Source organism: Caulobacter sp. LARHSG274 (genome assembly GCF_052871235.1).
In genome coordinates this window covers 17,415-37,159 of sequence record NZ_JBIXJO010000026.1, presented here as the reverse complement: position 1 = coordinate 37,159, position 19,745 = coordinate 17,415, and the positions used below count along the sequence as shown (strand labels likewise).

At 69.8% G+C, this 19,745-nt stretch carries 27 protein-coding genes and 1 pseudogene; 14 read left to right on the top strand and 14 right to left on the bottom strand.

The window, feature by feature from the left end; genetic code table 11:
- Nucleotides 1-58 precede the first annotated feature (58 nt).
- Together ACIPQB_RS24400 and ACIPQB_RS24395 are read right to left on the bottom strand one after the other, a co-directional pair.
- A complete protein-coding gene (locus tag ACIPQB_RS24400; protein ID WP_446487842.1) occupies nt 59-484 on the bottom strand; it encodes a hypothetical protein in 426 nt (141 codons plus the stop codon).
- Entirely contained in the window at nt 481-660 is a 180-nt protein-coding gene (locus ACIPQB_RS24395; protein ID WP_446487841.1) for a hypothetical protein, read from the bottom strand. Before ACIPQB_RS24395 ends, ACIPQB_RS24400 begins: the two co-directional genes overlap by 4 nt.
- Nucleotides 661-732: 72 nt before the next feature.
- Between ACIPQB_RS24395 and ACIPQB_RS24390 the strand changes: the two genes are divergently transcribed.
- Both ACIPQB_RS24390 and ACIPQB_RS24385 read left to right on the top strand, forming a co-directional pair.
- Nucleotides 733-1,623 (top strand): alpha/beta hydrolase family protein, encoded by an 891-nt coding sequence (locus ACIPQB_RS24390; RefSeq protein WP_446487840.1) that lies wholly within the window; start codon nt 733-735, stop codon nt 1,621-1,623.
- 81 nt (nt 1,624-1,704) lie between these two features.
- Nucleotides 1,705-1,992, top strand: coding sequence for a 4a-hydroxytetrahydrobiopterin dehydratase (locus ACIPQB_RS24385; RefSeq protein ID WP_446487839.1), 288 nt, complete (start codon nt 1,705-1,707; stop codon nt 1,990-1,992).
- Nucleotides 1,993-2,000: 8 nt separating this feature from the next.
- Here ACIPQB_RS24385 and ACIPQB_RS24380 read toward each other — a convergent pair.
- Nucleotides 2,001-2,081 (bottom strand): annotated as a pseudogene (locus tag ACIPQB_RS24380) (hypothetical protein); the annotation flags it as partial.
- A gap of 79 nt (nt 2,082-2,160) precedes the next feature.
- Between ACIPQB_RS24380 and ACIPQB_RS24375 the strand changes: the two are divergent.
- Nucleotides 2,161-2,946 carry an SDR family oxidoreductase gene (locus ACIPQB_RS24375; protein WP_446487838.1) on the top strand — a complete coding sequence of 262 codons (786 nt, stop codon included), beginning with the start codon at nt 2,161-2,163 and terminating at the stop codon, nt 2,944-2,946.
- A 44-nt stretch (nt 2,947-2,990) separates the two neighbouring features.
- Here the strand turns inward: ACIPQB_RS24375 and ACIPQB_RS24370 are convergent, their stop codons facing one another.
- A complete protein-coding gene (locus ACIPQB_RS24370; protein ID WP_446487837.1) occupies nt 2,991-3,548 on the bottom strand; it encodes an ActR/PrrA/RegA family redox response regulator transcription factor in 558 nt (185 codons plus the stop codon).
- Between the two features lie 88 nt (nt 3,549-3,636).
- Nucleotides 3,637-5,037 carry an ActS/PrrB/RegB family redox-sensitive histidine kinase gene (locus ACIPQB_RS24365; RefSeq protein WP_446487836.1) on the bottom strand — a complete coding sequence of 467 codons (1,401 nt, stop codon included), beginning with the start codon at nt 5,035-5,037 and terminating at the stop codon, nt 3,637-3,639.
- A gap of 54 nt (nt 5,038-5,091) precedes the next feature.
- On the opposite strand from ACIPQB_RS24365, the gene ACIPQB_RS24360 reads away from it, so the two are divergent.
- The 3 genes from ACIPQB_RS24360 to ACIPQB_RS24350 all read left to right on the top strand — a co-directional run bounded on the left by ACIPQB_RS24360 (nt 5,092) and on the right by ACIPQB_RS24350 (nt 7,791).
- Nucleotides 5,092-5,685, top strand: coding sequence for an SCO family protein (locus ACIPQB_RS24360; RefSeq protein ID WP_446487835.1), 594 nt, complete (start codon nt 5,092-5,094; stop codon nt 5,683-5,685).
- Nucleotides 5,686-5,773: 88 nt separating this feature from the next.
- Nucleotides 5,774-7,030 carry a polyhydroxyalkanoate depolymerase gene (locus tag ACIPQB_RS24355; protein ID WP_446487834.1) on the top strand — a complete coding sequence of 419 codons (1,257 nt, stop codon included), beginning with the start codon at nt 5,774-5,776 and terminating at the stop codon, nt 7,028-7,030.
- A gap of 41 nt (nt 7,031-7,071) precedes the next feature.
- Complete coding sequence (locus ACIPQB_RS24350; protein WP_446487833.1) at nt 7,072-7,791, top strand: YgjP family zinc-dependent metalloprotease; 720 nt, start codon at nt 7,072-7,074, stop codon at nt 7,789-7,791.
- A gap of 90 nt (nt 7,792-7,881) precedes the next feature.
- On the opposite strand, the gene ACIPQB_RS24345 is transcribed toward ACIPQB_RS24350, so the two are convergent.
- The gene (locus ACIPQB_RS24345; RefSeq protein ID WP_446487832.1) at nt 7,882-8,577 is read right to left on the bottom strand and encodes a hypothetical protein; all 696 of its coding nucleotides are present in this window, start codon (nt 8,575-8,577) and stop codon (nt 7,882-7,884) included.
- 182 nt (nt 8,578-8,759) lie between these two features.
- Between ACIPQB_RS24345 and ACIPQB_RS24340 the strand changes: the two genes are divergently transcribed.
- Nucleotides 8,760-10,010 carry a UbiH/UbiF/VisC/COQ6 family ubiquinone biosynthesis hydroxylase gene (locus ACIPQB_RS24340; protein WP_446487831.1) on the top strand — a complete coding sequence of 417 codons (1,251 nt, stop codon included), beginning with the start codon at nt 8,760-8,762 and terminating at the stop codon, nt 10,008-10,010.
- Nucleotides 10,011-10,013: 3 nt separating this feature from the next.
- Here ACIPQB_RS24340 and ACIPQB_RS24335 read toward each other — a convergent pair whose 3' ends face one another.
- From ACIPQB_RS24335 to ACIPQB_RS24320, 4 genes are all read right to left on the bottom strand, one after another.
- Nucleotides 10,014-10,220: a Trm112 family protein gene (locus tag ACIPQB_RS24335; RefSeq protein WP_446487830.1), complete on the bottom strand. Its 207-nt coding sequence runs from the start codon at nt 10,218-10,220 to the stop codon at nt 10,014-10,016.
- A 39-nt stretch (nt 10,221-10,259) separates the two neighbouring features.
- The gene (locus ACIPQB_RS24330) at nt 10,260-10,922 is read right to left on the bottom strand and encodes an LON peptidase substrate-binding domain-containing protein (RefSeq protein WP_446487829.1); all 663 of its coding nucleotides are present in this window, start codon (nt 10,920-10,922) and stop codon (nt 10,260-10,262) included.
- 34 nt (nt 10,923-10,956) lie between these two features.
- Nucleotides 10,957-11,874, bottom strand: coding sequence for a tetratricopeptide repeat protein (locus tag ACIPQB_RS24325; RefSeq protein ID WP_446487828.1), 918 nt, complete (start codon nt 11,872-11,874; stop codon nt 10,957-10,959).
- Nucleotides 11,875-12,005: 131 nt separating this feature from the next.
- Nucleotides 12,006-12,512 (bottom strand): prolyl-tRNA synthetase associated domain-containing protein, encoded by a 507-nt coding sequence (locus ACIPQB_RS24320; protein ID WP_446487827.1) that lies wholly within the window; start codon nt 12,510-12,512, stop codon nt 12,006-12,008.
- Between the two features lie 66 nt (nt 12,513-12,578).
- Between ACIPQB_RS24320 and ACIPQB_RS24315 the strand changes: the two genes are divergently transcribed.
- The 4 genes from ACIPQB_RS24315 to ACIPQB_RS24300 all read left to right on the top strand — a co-directional run bounded on the left by ACIPQB_RS24315 (nt 12,579) and on the right by ACIPQB_RS24300 (nt 14,674).
- Nucleotides 12,579-13,322, top strand: a complete 744-nt coding sequence (locus tag ACIPQB_RS24315) for a DUF6065 family protein (RefSeq protein ID WP_446487826.1) — start codon at nt 12,579-12,581, stop codon at nt 13,320-13,322.
- A gap of 28 nt (nt 13,323-13,350) precedes the next feature.
- Nucleotides 13,351-13,623, top strand: coding sequence for a hypothetical protein (locus tag ACIPQB_RS24310; RefSeq protein ID WP_446487825.1), 273 nt, complete (start codon nt 13,351-13,353; stop codon nt 13,621-13,623).
- Between the two features lie 182 nt (nt 13,624-13,805).
- Nucleotides 13,806-14,369 carry a hypothetical protein gene (locus ACIPQB_RS24305; RefSeq protein ID WP_446487824.1) on the top strand — a complete coding sequence of 188 codons (564 nt, stop codon included), beginning with the start codon at nt 13,806-13,808 and terminating at the stop codon, nt 14,367-14,369.
- Between the two features lie 2 nt (nt 14,370-14,371).
- Entirely contained in the window at nt 14,372-14,674 is a 303-nt protein-coding gene (locus ACIPQB_RS24300; protein WP_446487823.1) for a winged helix-turn-helix domain-containing protein, read from the top strand.
- 563 nt (nt 14,675-15,237) lie between these two features.
- Here ACIPQB_RS24300 and cysQ read toward each other — a convergent pair.
- Nucleotides 15,238-16,035 (bottom strand): 3'(2'),5'-bisphosphate nucleotidase CysQ, encoded by a 798-nt coding sequence (cysQ, locus tag ACIPQB_RS24295; protein WP_446487822.1) that lies wholly within the window; start codon nt 16,033-16,035, stop codon nt 15,238-15,240.
- Entirely contained in the window at nt 16,035-16,223 is a 189-nt protein-coding gene (locus ACIPQB_RS24290) for a DUF3553 domain-containing protein (protein WP_446487821.1), read from the bottom strand. The genes cysQ and ACIPQB_RS24290 overlap by 1 nt, the downstream gene beginning before the upstream one ends.
- Before the next feature lie 89 nt (nt 16,224-16,312).
- Between ACIPQB_RS24290 and chpT the strand changes: the two genes are divergently transcribed.
- The 3 genes from chpT (at nt 16,313) to ACIPQB_RS24275 (ending at nt 18,277) form a co-directional block, all read left to right on the top strand.
- A complete protein-coding gene (gene chpT, locus ACIPQB_RS24285; RefSeq protein WP_446487820.1) occupies nt 16,313-16,987 on the top strand; it encodes a histidine phosphotransferase ChpT in 675 nt (224 codons plus the stop codon).
- Between the two features lie 76 nt (nt 16,988-17,063).
- Nucleotides 17,064-17,441 (top strand): response regulator, encoded by a 378-nt coding sequence (locus ACIPQB_RS24280; RefSeq protein WP_446487819.1) that lies wholly within the window; start codon nt 17,064-17,066, stop codon nt 17,439-17,441.
- The gene (locus tag ACIPQB_RS24275) at nt 17,438-18,277 is read left to right on the top strand and encodes a CheR family methyltransferase (protein ID WP_446487818.1); all 840 of its coding nucleotides are present in this window, start codon (nt 17,438-17,440) and stop codon (nt 18,275-18,277) included. The genes ACIPQB_RS24280 and ACIPQB_RS24275 overlap by 4 nt, the downstream gene beginning before the upstream one ends.
- A 13-nt stretch (nt 18,278-18,290) precedes the next feature.
- Here the strand turns inward: ACIPQB_RS24275 and ACIPQB_RS24270 are convergent, their stop codons facing one another.
- Together ACIPQB_RS24270 and ACIPQB_RS24265 are read right to left on the bottom strand one after the other, a co-directional pair.
- Nucleotides 18,291-19,349, bottom strand: coding sequence for a hypothetical protein (locus tag ACIPQB_RS24270; RefSeq protein WP_446487817.1), 1,059 nt, complete (start codon nt 19,347-19,349; stop codon nt 18,291-18,293).
- A 250-nt stretch (nt 19,350-19,599) separates the two neighbouring features.
- Nucleotides 19,600-19,737 carry an entericidin A/B family lipoprotein gene (locus ACIPQB_RS24265; RefSeq protein ID WP_446487816.1) on the bottom strand — a complete coding sequence of 46 codons (138 nt, stop codon included), beginning with the start codon at nt 19,735-19,737 and terminating at the stop codon, nt 19,600-19,602.
- Nucleotides 19,738-19,745 lie beyond the last annotated feature (8 nt).

Below are 19,745 nucleotides of genomic sequence, written 5' to 3'. Positions count from 1 at the left end.
AACGCGCGGGCGGGGGTCCTATGTTCCGAATACGGCTCGTGGCGCCGGGCTTTGGGAGCTAGGGCCGCTTGCCCGGCCAGATCAGGAAGCCGTCGGCGTCGCGGCCGGCGACGCGGTAGGTCGGATAGGGCTCATAGCCCCAATCGTCGCCCCAATCGTCATCGTCCCGCGGGTCGTAGCGCCAGCTGTAGCGATCGCTGCGCGGCGGCGGCCCTTCCTCGACGTCGAGGCGCCGGCGGCCATAGCCCCAGCGATCGAAGTCGCTCCAGCCGCTCGGTTCGGCGCACTCCACCCGGTCCCAGCGATAGGCGCCGCCCGGGCCGGTGATCCGGCGGGTGACGCATTCGCCCGGCCGGGTGTCCGGCGGCAGGAGCTCGGGGTCCAGGAACAGCCCCGGACGATCCTGCGCCCGCGCGACGCCGCCCACGCCGAGGCCGGCCACCAAGCTGACTGCGAGAACGAGCGAAGAAAGGGGGCGGATCATGGCGGAAACTCCGGAAGATCAACAAACCAGAGCGCGCGCCGGCTTTCGCCCAGTTTCACCTCTGACGGGAGCGTCACCATGCGGATCGCCGGGAAGACGGCAGGAACACCCAGATCGTTCCGGCCCTCGAACTGCACGCTAAAGCGGCGCCGAGCGGAACTAATCGCTTGGGGCATGACCGTGCTCTGGCGCCTCGGCCGGCGGCGGCTTACTGATTTTTCGCCGTCCCTGCATGAGAGGATCGCCGCATGCGCTTGAGCTTTGTCGTCGCCGCCCTGGCCGCAAGCCTGATCTGGACCGCGGCGAGCAAGGCCCAGTCGATACCGGCGGCCGTGATCGCCGATCCGCCACGCGACGCGGCCTATCCGGCCCGCATGGAAGTCATCCACGTGCCGACTGGCGGCGTGATCATCAACGGCGTGGTCTACGTGGCGTCCGGGCCGGGACCGCATCCCACCGTCGTCTTTTTTCACGGACTTCCCGGCACGGAGAAGAACCTCGATCTGGCCCAGGCGGTTCGTCGCGCCGGGTGGAACGCCGTGACGGTCAACTACCGGGGCTCATGGGGCAGCGGCGGGTCCTTCGCTTTCGCCCATACGTTGGAGGACGCCAAGGCCGTACTCGCTTTCGTCCGCGATCCCGCCAACGCCAAGACGCTGGGCGTCGACACTGGCCGCATCGCCCTGGTCGGACACAGCATGGGCGGCTGGGTGGCCGCCCAGACCCTGGCTGATGACCCCGGGGTCCTGGGCGCGGCGATCATCTCGGCCGGCGACTTCGGCGCGGTGGGCCTGCAAGCGCGCGCCAACCGCGCCGCGGTGGTGACCCGCATGAACGAGGTCCGCGAAACCCTCGTCGGCGTGACCGGCGACACCATGGCCGACGAACTGGCCGCCCACGCCGACGCCTGGTCGTTCCTGACCCTAGCCCCGCGCCTGGCCGGCCGGCGGCTGCTGGTGCTCTACAGCGAGGACTTCGCGAAGAAATATTCGCTGCCCCTGATCTCGGCGATGGAGTCCGTGCCCGGCTCGAAGACGCGGTCGGCCTATACGCCCACCGACCACAGCTGGTCGGACGCCCGCATCTCGCTCCAAGCCCAGATCGTCGATTGGCTCGCCACGCTGCCGGCCGAGAGCTAGCCCCTTAGCGGATCTAGGATCTTGCGACGGCGGTCGGTTTGGGTTCTGAGGAGGACGAGAAGTCTCGTCGCAGGAGCCGCCATGTCCCGCCCCGCCAAGATCGGCGCCGCCGCCGCCCTGTCCCAGCTGCCCGGCTGGACCGCCGTCCCCGACAAGGACGCCATCGCCAGGACCTTCAAGTTCGCCGACTTCAACGCCGCCTTCGGCTTCATGACCCGCGTAGCCCTGAAGGCCGACCAGCTCGACCACCATCCCGAATGGTTCAATGTCTACAACCGGGTCGAGGTGGTGCTGACCACCCACGACGCCGACGGCGTCAGCGAACTGGACCTGACCATGGCGCGGTTCATGGATTCGATCGCGGCCTGACGCCTCCTCCGTCCGCCCGCTTTCTCCTCACCCGCGTCGCGGGGGAGGTGGCGCGCTGCGAATACGCAGCGTGACGGAGGGGGCGTCCCGCGCCAGCCGTTTCCCCCTTTCGCTCCCCTTGCATCCAGTTCAAACTATCGTTTGAATGATAATCGGGAGGACGCCGAAATGGCGCAGAGCACGGGCCGGGTCGCCGGCAAGAAGGCCTTCGTCACCGGCGGGGCCCAGGGGCTGGGCGCGGCCGCCGGGCGGCGGCTGGCCGAGGAAGGCGCCAGGGTCTGCCTGGCCGACATCAACCTGGCCGGGGCACAGGCGGTGGCGGCCGAGATCAACGCCGCCCACGGGGCCGGAACCGCCTTCGCCTTCGCGCTGGACGTCACCCAGGAGGACCAGTGGATCGCGGTGCTGGAGCAGGCCTCGGCCGCGATGGGCGGGCTGTCGGTGCTGGTCAACAACGCCGGAATCGGCGGCGACGGGCCGCTGGAGACCCTCGACTTCGCCCTGTGGAAGAAGGTGATGTCGGTCAATGTCGACTCGGTGTTCCTGGGCGCCAAGCACGCTCTGGGCCACATGCGGGCCAACCAGCCGGGCTCGATCATCAATTTCAGCTCGATCGCCGGCCTGATCGCCAACGGCAATTCGCCGGCCTACAACGCCTCCAAGGCGGCGGTCTGGCTGCTGAGCAAGAACATCGCCCTCTACTGCGCCAAGCAGGGGCTGGACATCCGCTCCAACTCGATCCACCCGACCTTCATCGACACGCCGATCCTCGACCCGTTCAGCGAACGGTTCGGCAAGGAGGCCGCCCACGCCAAGCTGGGCCGCCAGATCCCGCTGGGCCATATCGGCGAGCCGGCCGACATCGCCAACGCCGTGCTCTACCTGGCCAGCGACGAGAGCAAGTTCATGACCGGCGCCGAGCTGAAGCTGGACGGCGGCATTTCGGCGATGTGACCAGGGCCAAGGGACACGCGCGGGCGCGTGTCCCTGCCGCTTCGTTAGCGCGGCGCCCGCTTGGCCAGGATCCGCTGCAGCGTACGGCGGTGCATGTTCAACCGGCGGGCCGTCTCGGAAACATTGTGGCCGCACATCTCGTAGACCCGCTGGATGTGCTCCCAGCGGACGCGGTCGGCGCTCATCGGGTTTTCCGGCGGCGTCGGGGCGGCGTCCTTGGCGGCCAGCAGGGCCCGGGCCACGTCGTCGGCGTCGGCCGGCTTGGAGAGGTAGTCGACCACCCCGGCCTTCACCGCTTGCACGGCGGTGGCGATATTGCCGTAGCCGGTCAGCATGATGATCTTGGCGTCGGCGCGGGCGTCGCGCACCGCCTCGACCACCTTCAGCCCGGTGCCGTCCTCCAGGCGCATGTCGAGCACCGCGTGGGCCGGGGCATGACTTCGCAGAGAACTCATCGCCTCGGCGACCGAGGCGCACAGCGTCACGGAAAATCCTCGCTGTTCCAATGCGCGTCCCAGGCGCGTCCTCAGGGGCGCGTCGTCGTCGAGCAGGAGCAGGCTCTTGTCGGGCAATGCCGAAACCAGTTCACCGATATCCGCCATGAACTCAGCGCCTCCCTGCGCCAATACTCAACCGGGTGTCGAGCCGCCATCTTGTCGCCCGATTCCGCAATGCCGCAAGTGTTTCATGTCACACCCCGACGAAACCCGGCGCTTCGAGCGCCGATCTTGACCAGCGGGCGGCCACCACCGCGCCGCCGCGCCGTCCGTTCTTGAAATCCACCGTCGCCCCGGTTCGTTCCAGCAGCGTCTTGGCGATGAAGAAGCCCAGGCCCATGCCGATGTGGCCGGTGCGCGATCCCTCCGCCCCCGGACGCGAGGTGACATAGGGCTCGCCCAGCTTGGCCAGCACCTCGGGCGAGAAGCCGGGCCCGTCGTCGCGGACCTCGATGACCACCGCCCGGGCGTCGAAGCGGGCGATGACGATCACCTCGGCGCGGGCGAAGTCGACGGCGTTCTCGACGATCGAGGTCAGGGCGTGGATGATCTCGGCCCGGCGCCAGATGTCGGGCGCGGCCTCGCCGGGCGGTCCGTTGACCACCGCCTCGACGCGGATGCCGTGGATCATGTGCGGCTCGATCACCTCGTGGACCAGCTGCACCAGGCTCATGCGCTCGTGGACGGCGTCCTTGGCCTCGGGCATTTCGGTCAGGCGCTGGAGGATCTCGCGGCAGCGGGCGGCCTGGCCGATCATCAGCTCGGCGTCCTCGCGGGTCTGCTCGTCGGGGGCGTTGCGGACCATTTCGCGGGCGACCACCGAGATCGTCGCCAGGGGCGTGCCCAGCTCGTGGGCGGCGGCGGCGGCCAGGGCCCCCAGGGCCGAAAGCCGCTGCTCGCGGGCCAGCACCGTCTCGGTGACGTTGAGGGCCAGTTCCATGCGCGCCGATTCCGTCGCCGCCTGCCAGGCATAGGCGCCGGTCAGGGCTATGCCCAGCACCCGCGACAGCACGATGGTCATCAGGATCAGCCCGCCGGGCGTGCCGCCGGCGCCCTCGGAGGGGCGGTACGGCAGCGGCAGGTGCACGAAGGCCAGGGCCACGCAGGCCGCTACCGCCAGGGCCCCGATCGCGGCGGCGAAGCGGGCCGGCAGGGTGGCCGCCGCCAGGGTCACCGGCGCGATCAGCAGCAGGGAGAACGGGTTGGTGATCCCTCCGGTCAGGTAGAGCATGCCCGACAGCTGCAGGATGTCGAAGGCGATCTGGGCGGTGGCCTCGCCCTCGCGGGCCATGCGCTGGCCGCCGAACGCCAGGCCGATCAGCACGTTCAGCCAGGCCGACAGGGCGATCAGGCTGAAGCACAGCGCATAGGGCACCTTCAGCCCCAGCAGCCCGCCGACGACGAGGATGGCGATGGCCTGGCCGCCGACCATCAGCCAGCGCTGGGCGATCAGGGTGCGGACCCGCAGACGGCCGCGTCGAAGCCCCGGTCCCGCCCAGGACCAGTCCTCGTCTTGCGCCGTCTCCCGGTCGGGCTTATCGAGCCCCGTCCGAGGCGAAGTCTGCGGCGCATTCTTGAAAGACGCGTCTGCCATGTCGCACCATAGGGCCAGATTTTCCCGTCTGGCGAGAGCGAAAGGTTCTTGAGCATGCCGCGTCATCGCCTGATCGCGATCTTGGCCGGGGTGGCCGCCGTGCTGCTGGCCGGCGTCCTGGTCTTCAGGGCGGGGGTTTTCGACGCCGCCCCGCCGCCCGCGGCGGTGGGCGGACCCTTCCAGCTGATCGACCAGAACGGCCGCCCGACCACCGAGCAGGCGCTGAAGGGCCAGTGGAACGCGGTGTTCTTCGGCTTCACCTACTGCCCGGACGTCTGCCCCGGCACTCTGCAGGCGCTGGCCGTGGCCAGCGACCAGCTGGGTCCCAAGGCCAAGGACCTGAAGATCGTGTTCATTTCGGTGGACCCGGCCCGCGACACCCCCGCCCAGCTGAAAAGCTACCTGTCGGCCGACTATCTGCCCAAGACCACTCTCGGCCTGACCGGCACGACCGAGCAGGTGGCGGCCGCGGCCAAGGCCTATCGAGTCTATTACAAGCAGGTGGGCGAGGGGCCCGGCTACAGCGTCGACCATTCGACGGCCATCTATCTGGTCGATCCCAAGGGCCGCTTCGACCGGGTGATCGCCTACAATCTGCCGCCCGAGGAGATCGCCCGCCAGATCAAGGACGCGATGGCGGGTCGCTAGGCGCACAAGGACGGCCACGCTCTACCGGAAGGCGGTACTCCCCCGCGCTGCGGCATGTTATGTTGCGCCGCAACATACTGGATGAGCCATGCTGTACGCTCTGCACGAGGCGAGTTTCTACGCGTCCACCCCCCTGCGCCTGGCGGCCCGCGCCGCCCGCGACTTCTGGGGCTCGCCGGTGAATCCGGCCTCGACCTCGGACCTCGGTCGCCGCCTGCACGCCGGCGCCGACCTGTTCTCGAACATGACCCGCCGCTACGGCAAGCCGGCCTGGAACATCGACACCGTCAAGGTCGGCCAGGTCGACGTGCGGGTGCGGCCGACCGTGGTCTGGGAGAGCCCGTGGGCGCGCCTGATCCAGTTCGACCGCGACATGTCCGACATGCGCCGGGCCGGCAAGTTCAGCCTCGACCCCGCCGTGCTGATCGTCGCGCCCCTCTCAGGTCACTACGCGACGCTGTTGCGTGGTACGGTCGAGGCCTTCCTGCCCGACCACGCGGTGTTCATCGTCGACTGGGCCAACGCCCGCGAGGTCTCGGTCCTGGAGGGCCGCTTCGACTTCCACGACTATATCGACCACATCCGGGCCATGCTGACGGTGCTGGGCCCGCGGCCCAACGTGGTGGCCGTCTGCCAGCCCGGCCCGCCGGTCCTGGCCGCCGCGGCCCTGATGGCCGAGGACAACGACCCCTCGCGTCCGGCGAGCATGACCTTCATGGGCTCGCCGATCGACGCGCGCCTGTCGCCGACCGTCACCAACCAGCTGGCCGAGGAAAAGCCGTTCACCTGGTTCCAGAGCAACATGATCTACACCGTGCCGCCGCCCTATCCGGGCATGGGCCGGCGCGTCTATCCCGGCTTCGTGCAGCTGGCCAGCTTCATGAGCATGAACGCCGAGAAGCACCAGGAAGCCCACCGCCGCTACTTCAACGACCTGGTCAAGGGCGACGGGGACAGCGCCGACAAGCACCTGGAATTCTACGATGAATACCTGTCGGTGCTCGACCTGACCGAGGAATTCTACCTGCAGACCATCGACATCGTCTTCCAGCAGCACCTGCTGCCCAAGGGCGAGCTTTCCCATCGCGGCCGGCCGGTGCGGCCCGACCGCATCACCGACGTCGCCCTGATGACGGTGGAGGGCGAGAACGACGACATCTCCGGCATCGGCCAGACCCAGGCGGCGCATACCCTGTGCTCGGCCCTGCCCGAGGCGATGAAGGAAGACTACGTCCAGCCCAGCGTCGGCCACTACGGCGTGTTCAACGGCCGTCGCTTCCGGGAAGAGATCTATCCGCGCGTCCGCGACTTCATTCGCAAGAACGATCCGAACTTTCAGAGCTGACCACGACTTGCGCCGGATCGGGCGCGGCGCGATGTAGGGACATGAATCTTTTCCGCCCGCAGCGCTACGCCGATGGTGACCGGGTGGAGGTGCGCGGCTGCGCGGTGCGGCTGAAGGTCGACGGGCGCGCCCGGCGGATCTCGCTGCGGGTCGACCGCGGCAAGTCCGAGGTGGTGGCCCTGGCCCCGACCCCGCGCCGGCTGGCCGAGGCCGTGGCCTTCGCCCATGAGAAGGCCGAGTGGATCGCCGGCCAGCTGGCCGCCCTGCCGGACCGCCAGGTCATCGCCCCCGGCGGGACCTTGCGGCTGCTGGGCCAGCCTTACCGGCTGGAGGTCGGGCCCGGCCGGCCGCGCAAGACGAACGAGGCCCTGATCGCCCCCGACGATGCGGCCTGGAGCCTGCGCATCCTGCGCCTGGCCAAGCGCGAGGCCCTGGCCCGCCTGACCGAGCGCACCGCCCACCACGCCGCCGCCCTGGGCCGGCCCATGCCCTCGGTGGCGATCGCCGACCCCAAGGCCCGCTGGGGCTCCTGCCGCCCGGCCCGCCCCGGCCATCCGGCCGCCATCCGCTACAGCTGGCGCCTGGTCATGGCCCCGTTCGCGGTGGCCGACTATGTCGTCGCCCACGAGTGCGCCCACCTGATCGAGGCCAATCACGGGCCAAGGTTCTGGGCCCTGTGCGAGCAGCTGGCCGGCGACCCCGCACCGCACCGCGCTTGGCTGCGAGCCCACGCGGCGGAGCTGCACGCGATCTCGGGGTGAGGGGGACCGCCGTTGGGCGGGCCCAATGCGGCGGTTGGAACGTCAACTGGGGGTGATATCGGACATCGAGATCCTGGGGACCAAGAACGCTCAGGTCGAGCACGAGCCGCGCATCGTCTCTATCACGTCAAGAATCCGCTGAATGCGTCCGGGCAAATCCGGAACGTTTGATGCAGCTAGATCCGTCCCCCAGATGTACTGTTCGTCCGGGGATACGATGGCGCAGCTTAGACGATCGTAACCTTGACCATAGTCGCGGCATTGGCTGAAGAAGCGTTCGTCGGTGTAGTGGTTTTGACCGCCCGGTCCCGCAAAGGCCAAAAAGCCAAGGGTGTTGCCAGGCCATAGGGCGATGGGCTTGAAGATTCCGGACCGGATATTCTCCTTCGCGACCCGGGGTGTTGGGCCGCGCCAGCCGAAATCCTCGCTTGGCGGCTGGGACCATCCGGTAATCCAGACCTGCAGCGGTCTGGTCTTCAGTCGTTTGTCGTCGCCAAGCGTCCAGGCGGGTTCAACTTCGATCTTGTCGCGCGGCGCGGCGATGATCAGCCGCAGGGGCCGATCGTCGCGCACCGCCGTCCAAGGGGGCGGAAGCCGAGAGACATCCAGGCAGCTTCCATCGCGCAGACGCAAGGCGGTCGGACTAATCCGGGCGCCGTTAGCCTTTTCCCAAGCTTCGATTTCGGGGGTGATATCCCGAATGGCCGAACCCTGATCAGATGGCTGGGGTTTCGAGCAACCGACGAGCCCGACGAAGATGAGCGCCAGCGCACGGGTCCACGACATGCCAGCCATCCGAACATTCCCCATCGACGGCGCAGATTGGGACGGTTCGGGACCGGCCACAACTTTCTAGTGGGGGCGAACTTCGCGTCGCAAGGCCGTCGAGCGCGCCTCGCCCGCCACTCGAAAACGGAGCGCGGCTCCAGGCACTGGACACCGCCGCCCCTCCAGCGCCATATCCGGCCATGCGCGACCACGACGCCGACGTCATCATCGCCGGAGCCGGCATGGCCGGAACCACCCTGGCGCTCGCCCTGGCCTCGGCCGGGGTCCGGCCGCTGCTGGTCGATCCGCAGCCGTTCGACGCCCAGCTGGCCGAAAGCTTCGATGGGCGATCCTCGGCCATCGCCTATTCGTCGTTCCGCCAGTGGCGGGCGATCGGGGCCGGCGAGGCCCTGGCCCCTCACGCCCAGCGGATCGAGCAGATCCTGGTCACCGACGGCAAGACGCCCGGACCGAGCACCGGCGGCCCCTCGCCGTTCTTCCTGCGCTTCGACAGCGGCGAGATCGCCGACCGGTCGGAGGGCGAGCCCCTCGGCTACCTGATCGAGAACCGCCGCATCCGCGCCGGCCTCGCCCAAACCGTGCTCGACAAGGCCATCCCGGTGCTGGCCCCGGCCGGCGCGCGGGGCCTGGAGGTCGCCGCCGCCGGCGCGGTCCTGACCCTGACCGACGGCCGCCGGCTCTCGGCCCCGCTGGTGGTCAGCGCCGAGGGCCGCAACGGCGTGCTGCGCAAGGCCGCTGGCATCGGCGACATCGGCTGGAGCTACGGCCAGAGCGGGGTCGTGGCCACGGTCCGCATGCAGCATCCGCACCAGGGCGTGGCCCACGAATATTTCCTGCCCGGCGGCCCGTTCGCCATCCTGCCGCTGACCGACAATCGCGCCAGCCTGGTCTGGACCGAGAGCACGGCCCGGGCCGAGGCTCTGCGCCAGGCCTCGCCCGAGGCCTTCCACGCCCACCTGATGCGGCGGTTCGGCGACTTTCTAGGGACGGTCGAGATGGCCGGCCCGGTGTTCGTCTATCCGCTGTCGCTGTCGCTGGCCGAGCGGCTGGTCGCCCCGCGCCTGGCCCTGATCGGCGACGCCGCCCACGGGGTGCATCCGATCGCCGGCCAGGGCCTGAACCTGGGCCTGAAGGACGCCGCGGCCCTGGCCGAGGTCGTCGCCGAGGCCCTGCGCAACGGCGAGGACATCGGGGCCGAGGCGACCCTGGAGCGCTACGCCCGCTGGCGGCGGTTCGACAATGTCACCAACGCCCTGGCCTTCGACGGCTTCGTGCGGCTGTTCTCCAATGACAATCCGCTGCTGCGCCTGGCCCGCGGGGTCGGCATGGCGGCGGTCAACCGCATCGCCCCGGCCCGGCGGTTCTTCATGCACGAGGCCGGCGGCGGTATCGGCGATCTGCCCAGGCTGCTGCGCGGCCAGGCGATCTGAGGGCTATTCCCCGCCTTCCAGGCTGCGGGCCTCCTCGGGCAGCATGATCGGCACGCCGTCGCGGATCGGATAGGCCAGCTTGGCCGCATGGCTGACCAGCTCGCCCCGGGCCCGGTCATAGAACAGCGGCGCGCGGGTGACGGGACAGACCAGCACCTCCAGCAGGCGCGGGTCGAGATCGGCGGGCGGAAGCGGCGGAGCGGCGGTCATGGGGCGGTTGTAGGCGGTTTTTCGACGGGGGCCAACGCGCTACTGCAGCATCGTCGGGTCCTCGTCGTCGCCGGCGGCGTCGATCTCCAGCAGGGCCACCAGGGTCTGGCGACGGTCGACCAGGGTCGGGGCCTCGAGCAGGGCCTGCTTCTCGACCGGCTCGAACGGCAAGGCCATGGCCAGGCTGTTGATCAGGGCGTCGGAGGGGGCGGCCTCGGCGCTGCTCCAGTCGATGGCCAGGCCGCGGTGGTCGAGATAGCGGCGCAGGGCGTCGAGCAGCGGGTCCGGATCGCCGCCGCTGGGCGCGGATCCGATCTCGTCGCGCAGGTCGGCCTCGAAGGCCTCGAAGTCGGCGCGCACCTGGCGGTAGGGCGAGCGGCCGGGCAGTTCCTCGCCGACCCGGAACCGGCAGACCCCGGTCAGGGTGACCAGGTAGCGGCCGTCGCTGGTCTCGGCGAAGCTGGTCACCCGGCCCGCGCAGCCGACCGGCGCCAGGTTGGGCCGCTGGACGTCGCCGCCGTTGCGGGTCTGGACCATGCCGATGATCCGCTCGCCCGACATGGCGTCGTCGAACATGTTGAGGTAGCGCGGCTCGAAGATGTTCAGCGGCAGCTGGCCGCCGGGCAGCAGCAGGGCCCCGTCCAGCGGGAACACCGGGATCACCAGCGGCAGATCGTCCGCCCTTCGATAAACGCCCGGCATGGCGGACTCCCTGACTGACTGGCCCCCGGGGCCCCTAGCTGAACAGGATCGACGACAATCGCTTGCGGCCCGCCTTGGCCACCTCGGAGGCGTAGCCCGCCGCCTCGAACACCGTCAGCAGCTGCTTGCGCGCCGCCTCGTCGTTCCAGGCGCGGTCGCGTTCGATGATGGTCAGCAGGTGGTCGCTGGCCTCCTGCAGGCGGCCGGCCCCGGCCAGGGCCTTGGCCAACTCGAAGCGGGCCTCGTGGTCGGCGGGATCGGCGGCCAGCCGCGCCTCGAACGGCGCGGTCTCGGACGGGGCGGCCTGGGCCAGGACCAGGGCGGCGCGGACGCTGTCCAGGTCGGGGTCCTTGGCGTCGGCCGGGGCGGTGGCGGCGACCTCGGCCGCGCCCTCGGCGTCGCCGGCCGCCAGGTAGCAGCGGGCCAGGCCGCCGATGGCCTTGAGGTTGGCCGGGTCCATCTGCAGGACCTGGGCGAAGGCCTGGGCCGCACCGCCGAGGTCGCCCAGGTCGAGCGACTCCTTGGCCATGGCCAGCAGGGCGTCAACGTCGCTCTCGGGCGGCGGGCCGGCCAGGCGGTCGATGAATTGCTTGATCTGGCTCTCGGGCACCGCGCCCTGGAAGCCGTCGACCGGCTGGCCGTTGACGAAGGCGTAGACGGTGGGGATCGACTGCACGCGCAGCTGGCCCGAATAGCCGGGGTTCTTGTCGACGTCGATCTTGACCAGCTTGACCGCCCCGCCGGCCGCCTTGACCGCCTTTTCCAGGGCCGGGGTCAGTTGGCGACAGGGGCCGCACCAGGTGGCCCAGAAGTCGACGATGACCGGCTGGACCTTGGAGGCCTCGATGACGTCGGCCAGGAAGCTGGCGTCGGTGCCGTCCTTGATGTGCTCGCTCTTGCCGGCCGCGCCGCCTGCGGGAATGGGAGCGGGTTTTTCGCCGATCAGGGTCATCTGGTCTCTCGTCACGTGGGGTCTTCAACGCATGGGGCGGCGATTGGATCGGATCGAGCGCCCGTCTTGTGCGTCCGTCTCAAGCGGCCAAGATGGTCCCTCGCGGCCGGCTTCGCAATCGGCGGACGCGGTTATTGGACCACGGCCATGGCCGCGAAATCGACGATCATCGGCGCGACCCCCAGCGCCGCCAGGAACCGACGGAAGCCGTCCTGCGACACCGCCGTGGTCGCGTCGTTGCCCAGCGGGTGGAAGTTGACCGGGTCGGCGGCGGCCAGGGCGGCGTCGAGCACGAAGCGCACGCGGTGTTCGACATCGTTGATCAGGCCGAAGGCGGTGACCGACCCGGGCGTCACGCCTAGGGTCTCTTCCATCAGCGCGGCGCTGCCGAACGACAGCCGCCCCGAGCCGATCACCGTGTGCAGGCGCTTGAGGTCGATCGCCGTCTCGCCCAGGGCCGAGATCAGCCACAGCTGGCCCCTGGCGTCCTTCAGGAACAGGTTCTTGGTATGGCCGCCGGGCAGGGCCGCCTTGATCTCCAGCCCCTCCTCGACCCGGAACACCGGCGGGTGCTCCAGGGTCGCATGGGCGACGCCGTGGGCGTCGAGGAAGGCGAAGAGGTCGGCGCGGGTCTTCATGCGGTCTTCCTAGCCGAGCTCGCGCCCGCTAGACCAGAGCCAGGGACCGCAGGAAAAGAGACCGGCATGGAACTGGAGTGCTACCCCACCGAGAACCGCCCGCCCGAGATCGTGCCGGGCCGGCCGCAGCGGGCGTGGATGGACCATTTCGCCGACCGCCACCCCTATCGCTGCCTGCCCCTGACCATGGCCAACACCACCGGCTGGGAGATCCTCTGCCCGGTCGGCTTTTCCGCCACCTGGGACGGCGGGGCGCACCAGAACTGCATCACCTTCAAGGCCGACCATCCGCATCCGGGCTTCGACGACTTCGTCAAGTCGCACTTCTCGCGCGGCACCATCACCTTCCACACCGGCTACCTGTTCCGCACCCCGCCGGGCTGGTCGATCTGGACCATGGGTCCGCCCAATCACATCAAGGACGGCGTCCAGCCGCTGGCCGGGCTGGTCGAGACCGACTGGCTGCCCTTCCCCTTCACGATGAACTGGATCTTCACCCGCCCGGGCACGGTCCGCTTCGAGAAGGGCGAGCCGTTCTGCTTCTTCATGATGATTCAGGACAAGCCGCTGGAGCAGGTGCAGCCGGTGATCCGCTCGATGAATTCAAACGCCGACCTGCGCAAGCAGTACGACACCTGGGCCGCCAAGCGCGGCGAGTTCAACGCCCGGATCTTCAAGCGCGAGCCCGAGGCGATGAAGGAGGCCTGGCAGCGCTTCTACTTCAAGGGCGAATATCCCGAAGAGGTCGAGGCCCCCGCCCCGGCCGCCCACGTCAACAAGCGCCGGCTGAAGGCGCCGAAGGTCGGGTAGCTGAAGCATGAGAGTTGCCCTGGCGCTGATGTTGATCGGTTCGGCGGCGCTCGCCGGCTGCGCGCCGAAGGTCGTGACCCGCTCCGAGATGCGGCGCCTGCGTCCCGGCATGACCTATGCCGAGGCCGTCGATGTGATCGGCGCGCCCGGCCGTCTGCGTCGGTCGGGCGAAACCGTGATCGGCGCGCTGATTCCGTCCACGGGCGAGGACGTCTATGTCTGGACCAATCAGGACGGCTCCCTGGTCAGCGCGGTCTTCGTCGAGGGGCGTCTCGGAGGTCTCAGCGAGCGCGGCCTCTAACCCTTTCATCCCATTTCAGCGCGTAGGCGATCCCCCAATCGCCGACCGGGGTCTCCACGACGGGTGGCCGCCGGCCATGGGATGGAATGGCGCGTCCACAGAACACTCTGCTTGACAGAGCACCGATCTCATATACTCTGCATAACAGAGCGCTCTGGGCGCGAACTTTCATGGAGGGTGCGATGGGCATTTCCCGAACCGAGGCGGCGTCGGCGCTGACCGATATCGAACAGACCACCGGCCGCAGCTACGAGCTGCGCGGCTACCGGATCGCCGGACCGATCTTCATCGCCTGGGGCGTGATCTGGGTGATCGGCTACCTGGCCACGGGTCTGTATCCACAAAGCGGCGGCCTGGTCTGGATTCCGCTCGACCTGGTCGGCTTCGTGCTGAGCGCGCTGCTGGCCCGGCGGGGCAAGGCGGCCCATCCGGCCGCGGCGGACCGCGGGACAGGTTGGCGCTCGATCGCCCTGGCCCTGGCGGTGACGGCCTTCCTGGGCGTGACCTTCACCCTGTTCAAGGCGTCCTCGCCCGCGGTCTACCTGGTCTATCCGGGCCTGATCTGCGGGCTGATCTATTCGGCGATCGGCATCTGGCGGATGACCCGCTACGTCTGGATCGGCGCGGGCATGTTCGCCGCCAGCCTGGTCGGGTTCTACTTCCTCCAGCCCTGGCTGGCCTTCTGGATGGCCGGCGTCGGCGGCGTCGGCCTGATCCTCGGCGGCCTGTGGATGCGGAGGGCTTGAGCATGGCGCAGCTGGACGAGCTGATTCACCAGCCGCTGCGGCTGAAGATCATGGCCGCGCTCTATGCCGAGCGCGACGGCGAGCCGCTGGAGTTCGCGCGCCTGAAGGCGATCGCCCAGGCCACCGACGGCAACCTGGGCAGCCACCTGACCACCCTGGAAAAGGCCGGCTATGTCGAGATCGCCAAGGACTTCGTCGGCAAGAAGCCCCGCACCCGCGTGGCCATGACCCCCGCCGGCCGTCGCGCCTTCCGCCGCCACGTCGACTACCTGCGCGAGGTGGTCGAGGGGGTCGGCGGGGAGTGAGGCTTTCCTTCTCCCGCAAGGGGAGAAGGGAAATCGCGCTCCATCCCCGCGGTTTGCGGGGATGGAGCGCGGTCGGACTGAGCAAAATCAACGCCCTGCGATTTTCTCACTTTTTTCCGTCCTCACCCTCCCAGGCCGGCTCGATAATGTCCTCACCCAAGAGCACGGGGAGGGCGCACGTACGGCGACCGCTGCGGCTTTTGGGGGTGGACGAGCGGGAAGCGCTCTTCGGTGGTCTTTGGTGACGCCTCGCGGCGGTCCTGGGCAGGTTCCCTGAAACATCGGGACGAAGCCCCGGCGGCGAGGGACCGGCAGCGCAGCAGGCGCGGGCTGAAATCGCCCGCGCGGTCCGGAAGGGGTTAGCCGCCCCTCCGCCCGTCGGGGGCCTCCATCGGAGCGGGTTAAAAATCCGCGACCCGAAGGCTTCCGGATAACGATTCCACGCGAAGCGCCTGCACTTCGTCGAAACGGTACACATACTGCTAATCATCCGGGCGAGGCCCGGGCGCTTCGCACCCTCCCCATCGACTCAGCGGTTCCCGCGTGAGGCGGGAAAGCCGTGTCTACGCCGGCGATCCGCCGCGGGCCACGAACCAGCCGTTGCGGAAGCCCTGGTCGGCCTTGCCATAGAGGAACGGCGCACCGTCGGGGGCGGTGAACCGGCCGCCGGCGGCGGTGAGGATGGCGTGGCCGGCGGCGGTGTCCCATTCCATGGTCGGGCCGTGGCGCGGATAGAGGTCGGCCGCGCCCTCGGCGATGCGGACCAGCTTGATCGAGCTGTCCATCGGGGCCCGCAGGTCGAAGCCGTATTCCGCCGCCAGCTCGGCCGCCCGCTCCTCCTTCATGGTGTGGCTGACCAGGGCAAGGGCCCGGCCCGGCGGCCAGGGCCGGACCCGCACCGCCATCTCCGCCCCGCCCGGGGTCTCGCGCTTGAGCACCCCCTGGGCCGTCGTGAACCATACCTCGCCGGTGGCCGGGGCGCAGACCGCGCCGGCGACCGGGACGCCGCGGTCGACCAGGCCGATATTGACCGTGAAATTGGGGTCGCCGCGCACGAAGGCCTTGGTGCCGTCGACCGGGTCGACCAGGAAGAAGCGCGGGCCGATGGCCTCGGGGGCGCCGAACTCGCTGGCGTGCTCCTCGGAGACGACGGGAATGTCGGCAAAGCGCTCGGCCAGCAGGGCCAGGATCAGCCGCTCGCCGGCCCGATCGGCCTCGGTCACCGGGCTTTCGTCGGCCTTGCGGACCACGTCCAGCTCGGTGCGCCAGAACGGCAGGATCACCGCCGCGGCCGCCTCGACGATCGCCGCCAGGTCGCGGCCGCAATCGGCGAGATCTTCGGCCAGGGTCTCGTCGGTCATCAGCTCTGGCCCCTGGGATCGTCGCCGACGAAGACCAGGGCGACGCGGGTGGCGTCGAGCGTCTGCTTGCCGGCGTCCTCGAAATTGACGGTCACGCGGTGGCCGATCACCGACTGCACCTGGCCCAGGCCCCAGTCGGGCTGGTCGGGATGGCGCACCAGGGCGCCCGGCTCGATGAACGGATCCATGACCCGTGATAGGCCGCCGCTCCCGGCTCGGCCAGTCCCGATCACCGGCCCCGTTTGCCAAAGTTCCAAATCACGCCAAAGATCGCCGCATGACCGACGCCCGACCTTCCGCCGCCGCCAGCGCCCCCGAACTGGACGTCAACGGCCCCGACTTCGCCGCCCTGCTGGCGGCGCGGCTCTGCCACGACTTCATCAGCCCAGCCAGCGCCATCGTCTCGGGCCTGGACCTGCTGGAGGACCCCAGCGCCCAGGACATGCGCGAGGACGCCATGAGCCTGATCGCGTCCAGCGCCCGCAAACTGGCCGATCTCCTGCAGTTCACGAGGGTCGCTTTCGGCGCCTCGGCCTCGGCCGAAAATTTCGACTCCCGCGAGCTGGAAAAGCTGGCCCAGGGCGTCTTCGCCCATGTCCGCCCGACCATGGTCTGGGACATTCCCCCCTCGGTGCTGAACAAGGCCAGCGCCCGCGCCATCCTCAACATCGCCCAGATCGCCGCCAGCGCCCTGCCGGCCGGCGGTACGGCGACCCTGAAGGCCGTGGTCGCCGACGGCCGCATGGCCATCACCGCCGATTCGGTCGGGGCCCGCGCCCGCCTCCGCCCCGAGGTCCTGGCCGGGCTGAAGGGCGAGGCCCTCAGCGAAGGCCTGGGCGGGCCCTGGGTGCAGGCGGCCTATCTGCACGCCCTGGTCCGGGCGGCCGGCGGCCAGGTGGCCGTCAGCCTCGGCGACGACCAGGTCAGCCTGGCGGCCTGGGTGCCGGCCTGAGGGCGCGCCGCGACGAAACGACCGTCGCCGTCGTCACCGGTCCTTAACTCCCGCCCGTCAAGCTGGGGGCCTGGAATTGGAGCGCGCCGTGAAGACCTGTCTCGTCGTCGACGACAGCCGGGTGATCCGCAAGGTCGCCCGGCGGGTCCTGGAGGACATAGGCTTCGACATCGCCGAGGCCGCCGACGGCCTGGAAGCCCTGGCCTGGTGCCGCGCGGCCATGCCCGACGCGGTGCTGCTGGACTGGAACATGCCGGTGATGAACGGCATCGAGTTCCTGCGCCAGCTGCGCGGCGAGCCGGGCGGGCAAGCGCCGGTCGTGGTGTTCTGCACCGTCGAGAACGACATCGAGCACATCCGCACGGCCCTCGACGCCGGGGCCGACGAATACATCATGAAGCCCTTCGACGGCGAGATCATCGCGGCGAAGTTCGCCGAGGCGGGCCTGCTGTGAGCCCCGAGGACATGGACCTGCTGGCCGCCCTGGCCCGCAACCGCGCCGGCCTGCGGATCGAGAGCGACAAGGCCTATCTGGTCGAGAGCCGCCTGAACCCGCTGGTCCGCCGCGAGGGCTACGACTCGATCGAGACGATGATCGCCAGCCTGCGCTCGCAGCGCGACGAGCGGCTGATCTGGGCGGTGGTCGAGGCCCTGGCCGTGACCGAGACCGCCTTCTTCCGCGACCGCGAGATGTTCGCCCATCTGCGCGACGAGGTGCTGCCAAGCCTGTCCCGCCAGGCTTCGAGCGGGGGTCGCGAGCGGCCGATCCGGGTCTGGAGCGCCGCCTGCTCGACCGGCCAGGAGGTCTATTCCCTGGCCATGACCGCCGCCGAGGCCCGCGACATCGAGCCTGGCGTCCGGTTCGAATTCTTCGGCTCCGACCTGTCCGAACGCTGCCTGGAAAAGGCCCAGAGCGGCCTCTATACGCAGTTCGAGGTCCAGCGCGGCCTGCCGATCCGCCTGCTGGTCAAGCATTTCGAGAACCAGGACGACATGTGGGCGATCACCCCGCGCATTCGCCAGGCGGTGCGCTGGCGGCGGATCAATCTGCTGGCCGACCTGTCGCCGATGGGCCGGTTCGACGCCATCCTGCTGCGCAACGTGCTGCCGGGCCTGGAGCCGGCGGTGCGCGGCCGCGTTGTCGAGGCCCTGGCCGCCCGCCTCGAAGACGACGGGGTGCTGCTGCTCGGGGCCGGCGAGGACCTGACCGAGATCACCGGCGCCGTGCGGCCGCTCGACGGCCGGCCCGGCCTGTTCGCCCGCGATCCCAACTTCCGCGTCGCCGCCTGATCGGGCCGAGACCTCAAGCCTCCACCCCGCCGGTCCGCAGCCGCAGGACCCCGAACACCGCCCGCCACGGCGACGGCCTTGGCGCGGGCTCGGCCAGCGCCAAGGCCAGCTTTTCATAGAGAATCCGGGCCGGGCCCGCCGCCAGCGCCGAGCTCAGGCCGAGCGCCTCGACCATGGCCATGGCTTCCCGGCGATAGGCGACGCGGGCACGATCCGGATGCGGCGCGGGGGTCCGGCAGCCGCTGAAATCGACCGCCACGCCGGTCAGGGCGGCGATCCTGCTGGCCATGACTTGGGCGTAGTTCGGGTCCGCGCCCAGACGGTCGACGTCGATGACCAGGTCGGCGTGCGGCAGGGCGGCCAGGTAGGACAGCAGGTAGACGGCCAGGAAGGCGGCGAAGGAGGTCCGGGCCGGGGCCCGCTTCAGCCGCCGGCGCACGGCCTGGACCCGCTCGGCCAGGTCGCCCTCGCCGCGCGGCAGGCCCAGGCCCAGGCGCCGCGCGGCGACTGCGCCCTGCGCCGCCTCCGCCAGGATCACGTACTGGCAGAGCTCGAAATAGGTCGGTCGCGGACGCTTGCGCAGCGAGTGGAACGAGCGCCACTGCTGCACCGGGTCGCGGATCAGCACGATGTGGGTCCCGCCGAACCGGCGGCGCAGCCAGCCGACCCGGCCCAGGGTGCGGCAGCAGGCCAGGACCGGGGTGCGACCCTTGGCCTGGGCAGCGGCGATCAGCCCGCCGACATAGGCCGCCTGGTCGGGATCCTCGGTCTCCGGATCCAGAAAGAAGGTGTCGAGGGCGAAGCGGCGGCGATAGCCGGCCACGCCGCCCTCGGGCCGCAGCAGGCCGGCGAACTCGCCCAGGTAGGCCTCGCCCTGGTCCGGATGGCGCAGGCCGCTGGTGGCCGGCCGCTCGCGCTCGATGCCGGCCGGCGTCAGCTGGGCCAACTGCTCGTGCCAGGGCTCGTAATAGGCCCGGACATCGGCGGCGGCGCGAAACCGGCTCCAGACATAGGTGCTGGAACAACGCCAGCCGCTGTGGACGAAGACGGGCGGAAGGTCGGGAGAAGGCAATGCATTACAACCTGTGGGCGGGACCACAGGCTGGTTCGGGAATGGGGTGGTCCGATAACCGCTCTGTAAGCACGCGAGCCGAAATTGTTGCATCGCCGCCATGCAGGCCGCGGAGCCGCCACGAAACGCGCCTTGCTGTTCAGCGGCGTTGCCAGCGTTTCAGGACGGCGATCTTGGCCCAGCCCGGGACATGAAAAAGCCCGCTGATCGAGGATCGGCGGGCTTGATCGAAACTTGGGGTGCAGCGAGCCTACTTCTTGCTGTCCTGGGCGGTGTCGCTGACCGCCTTGCCCGCCGACGAAACGTCCTTGCCGGCGCCTTCGACGGTATTGCAGGCGGCGACGGTGAGACTGGCGGCGAGGGCGGCCAGGATTATGAGCTTACGCATCGGTGTTC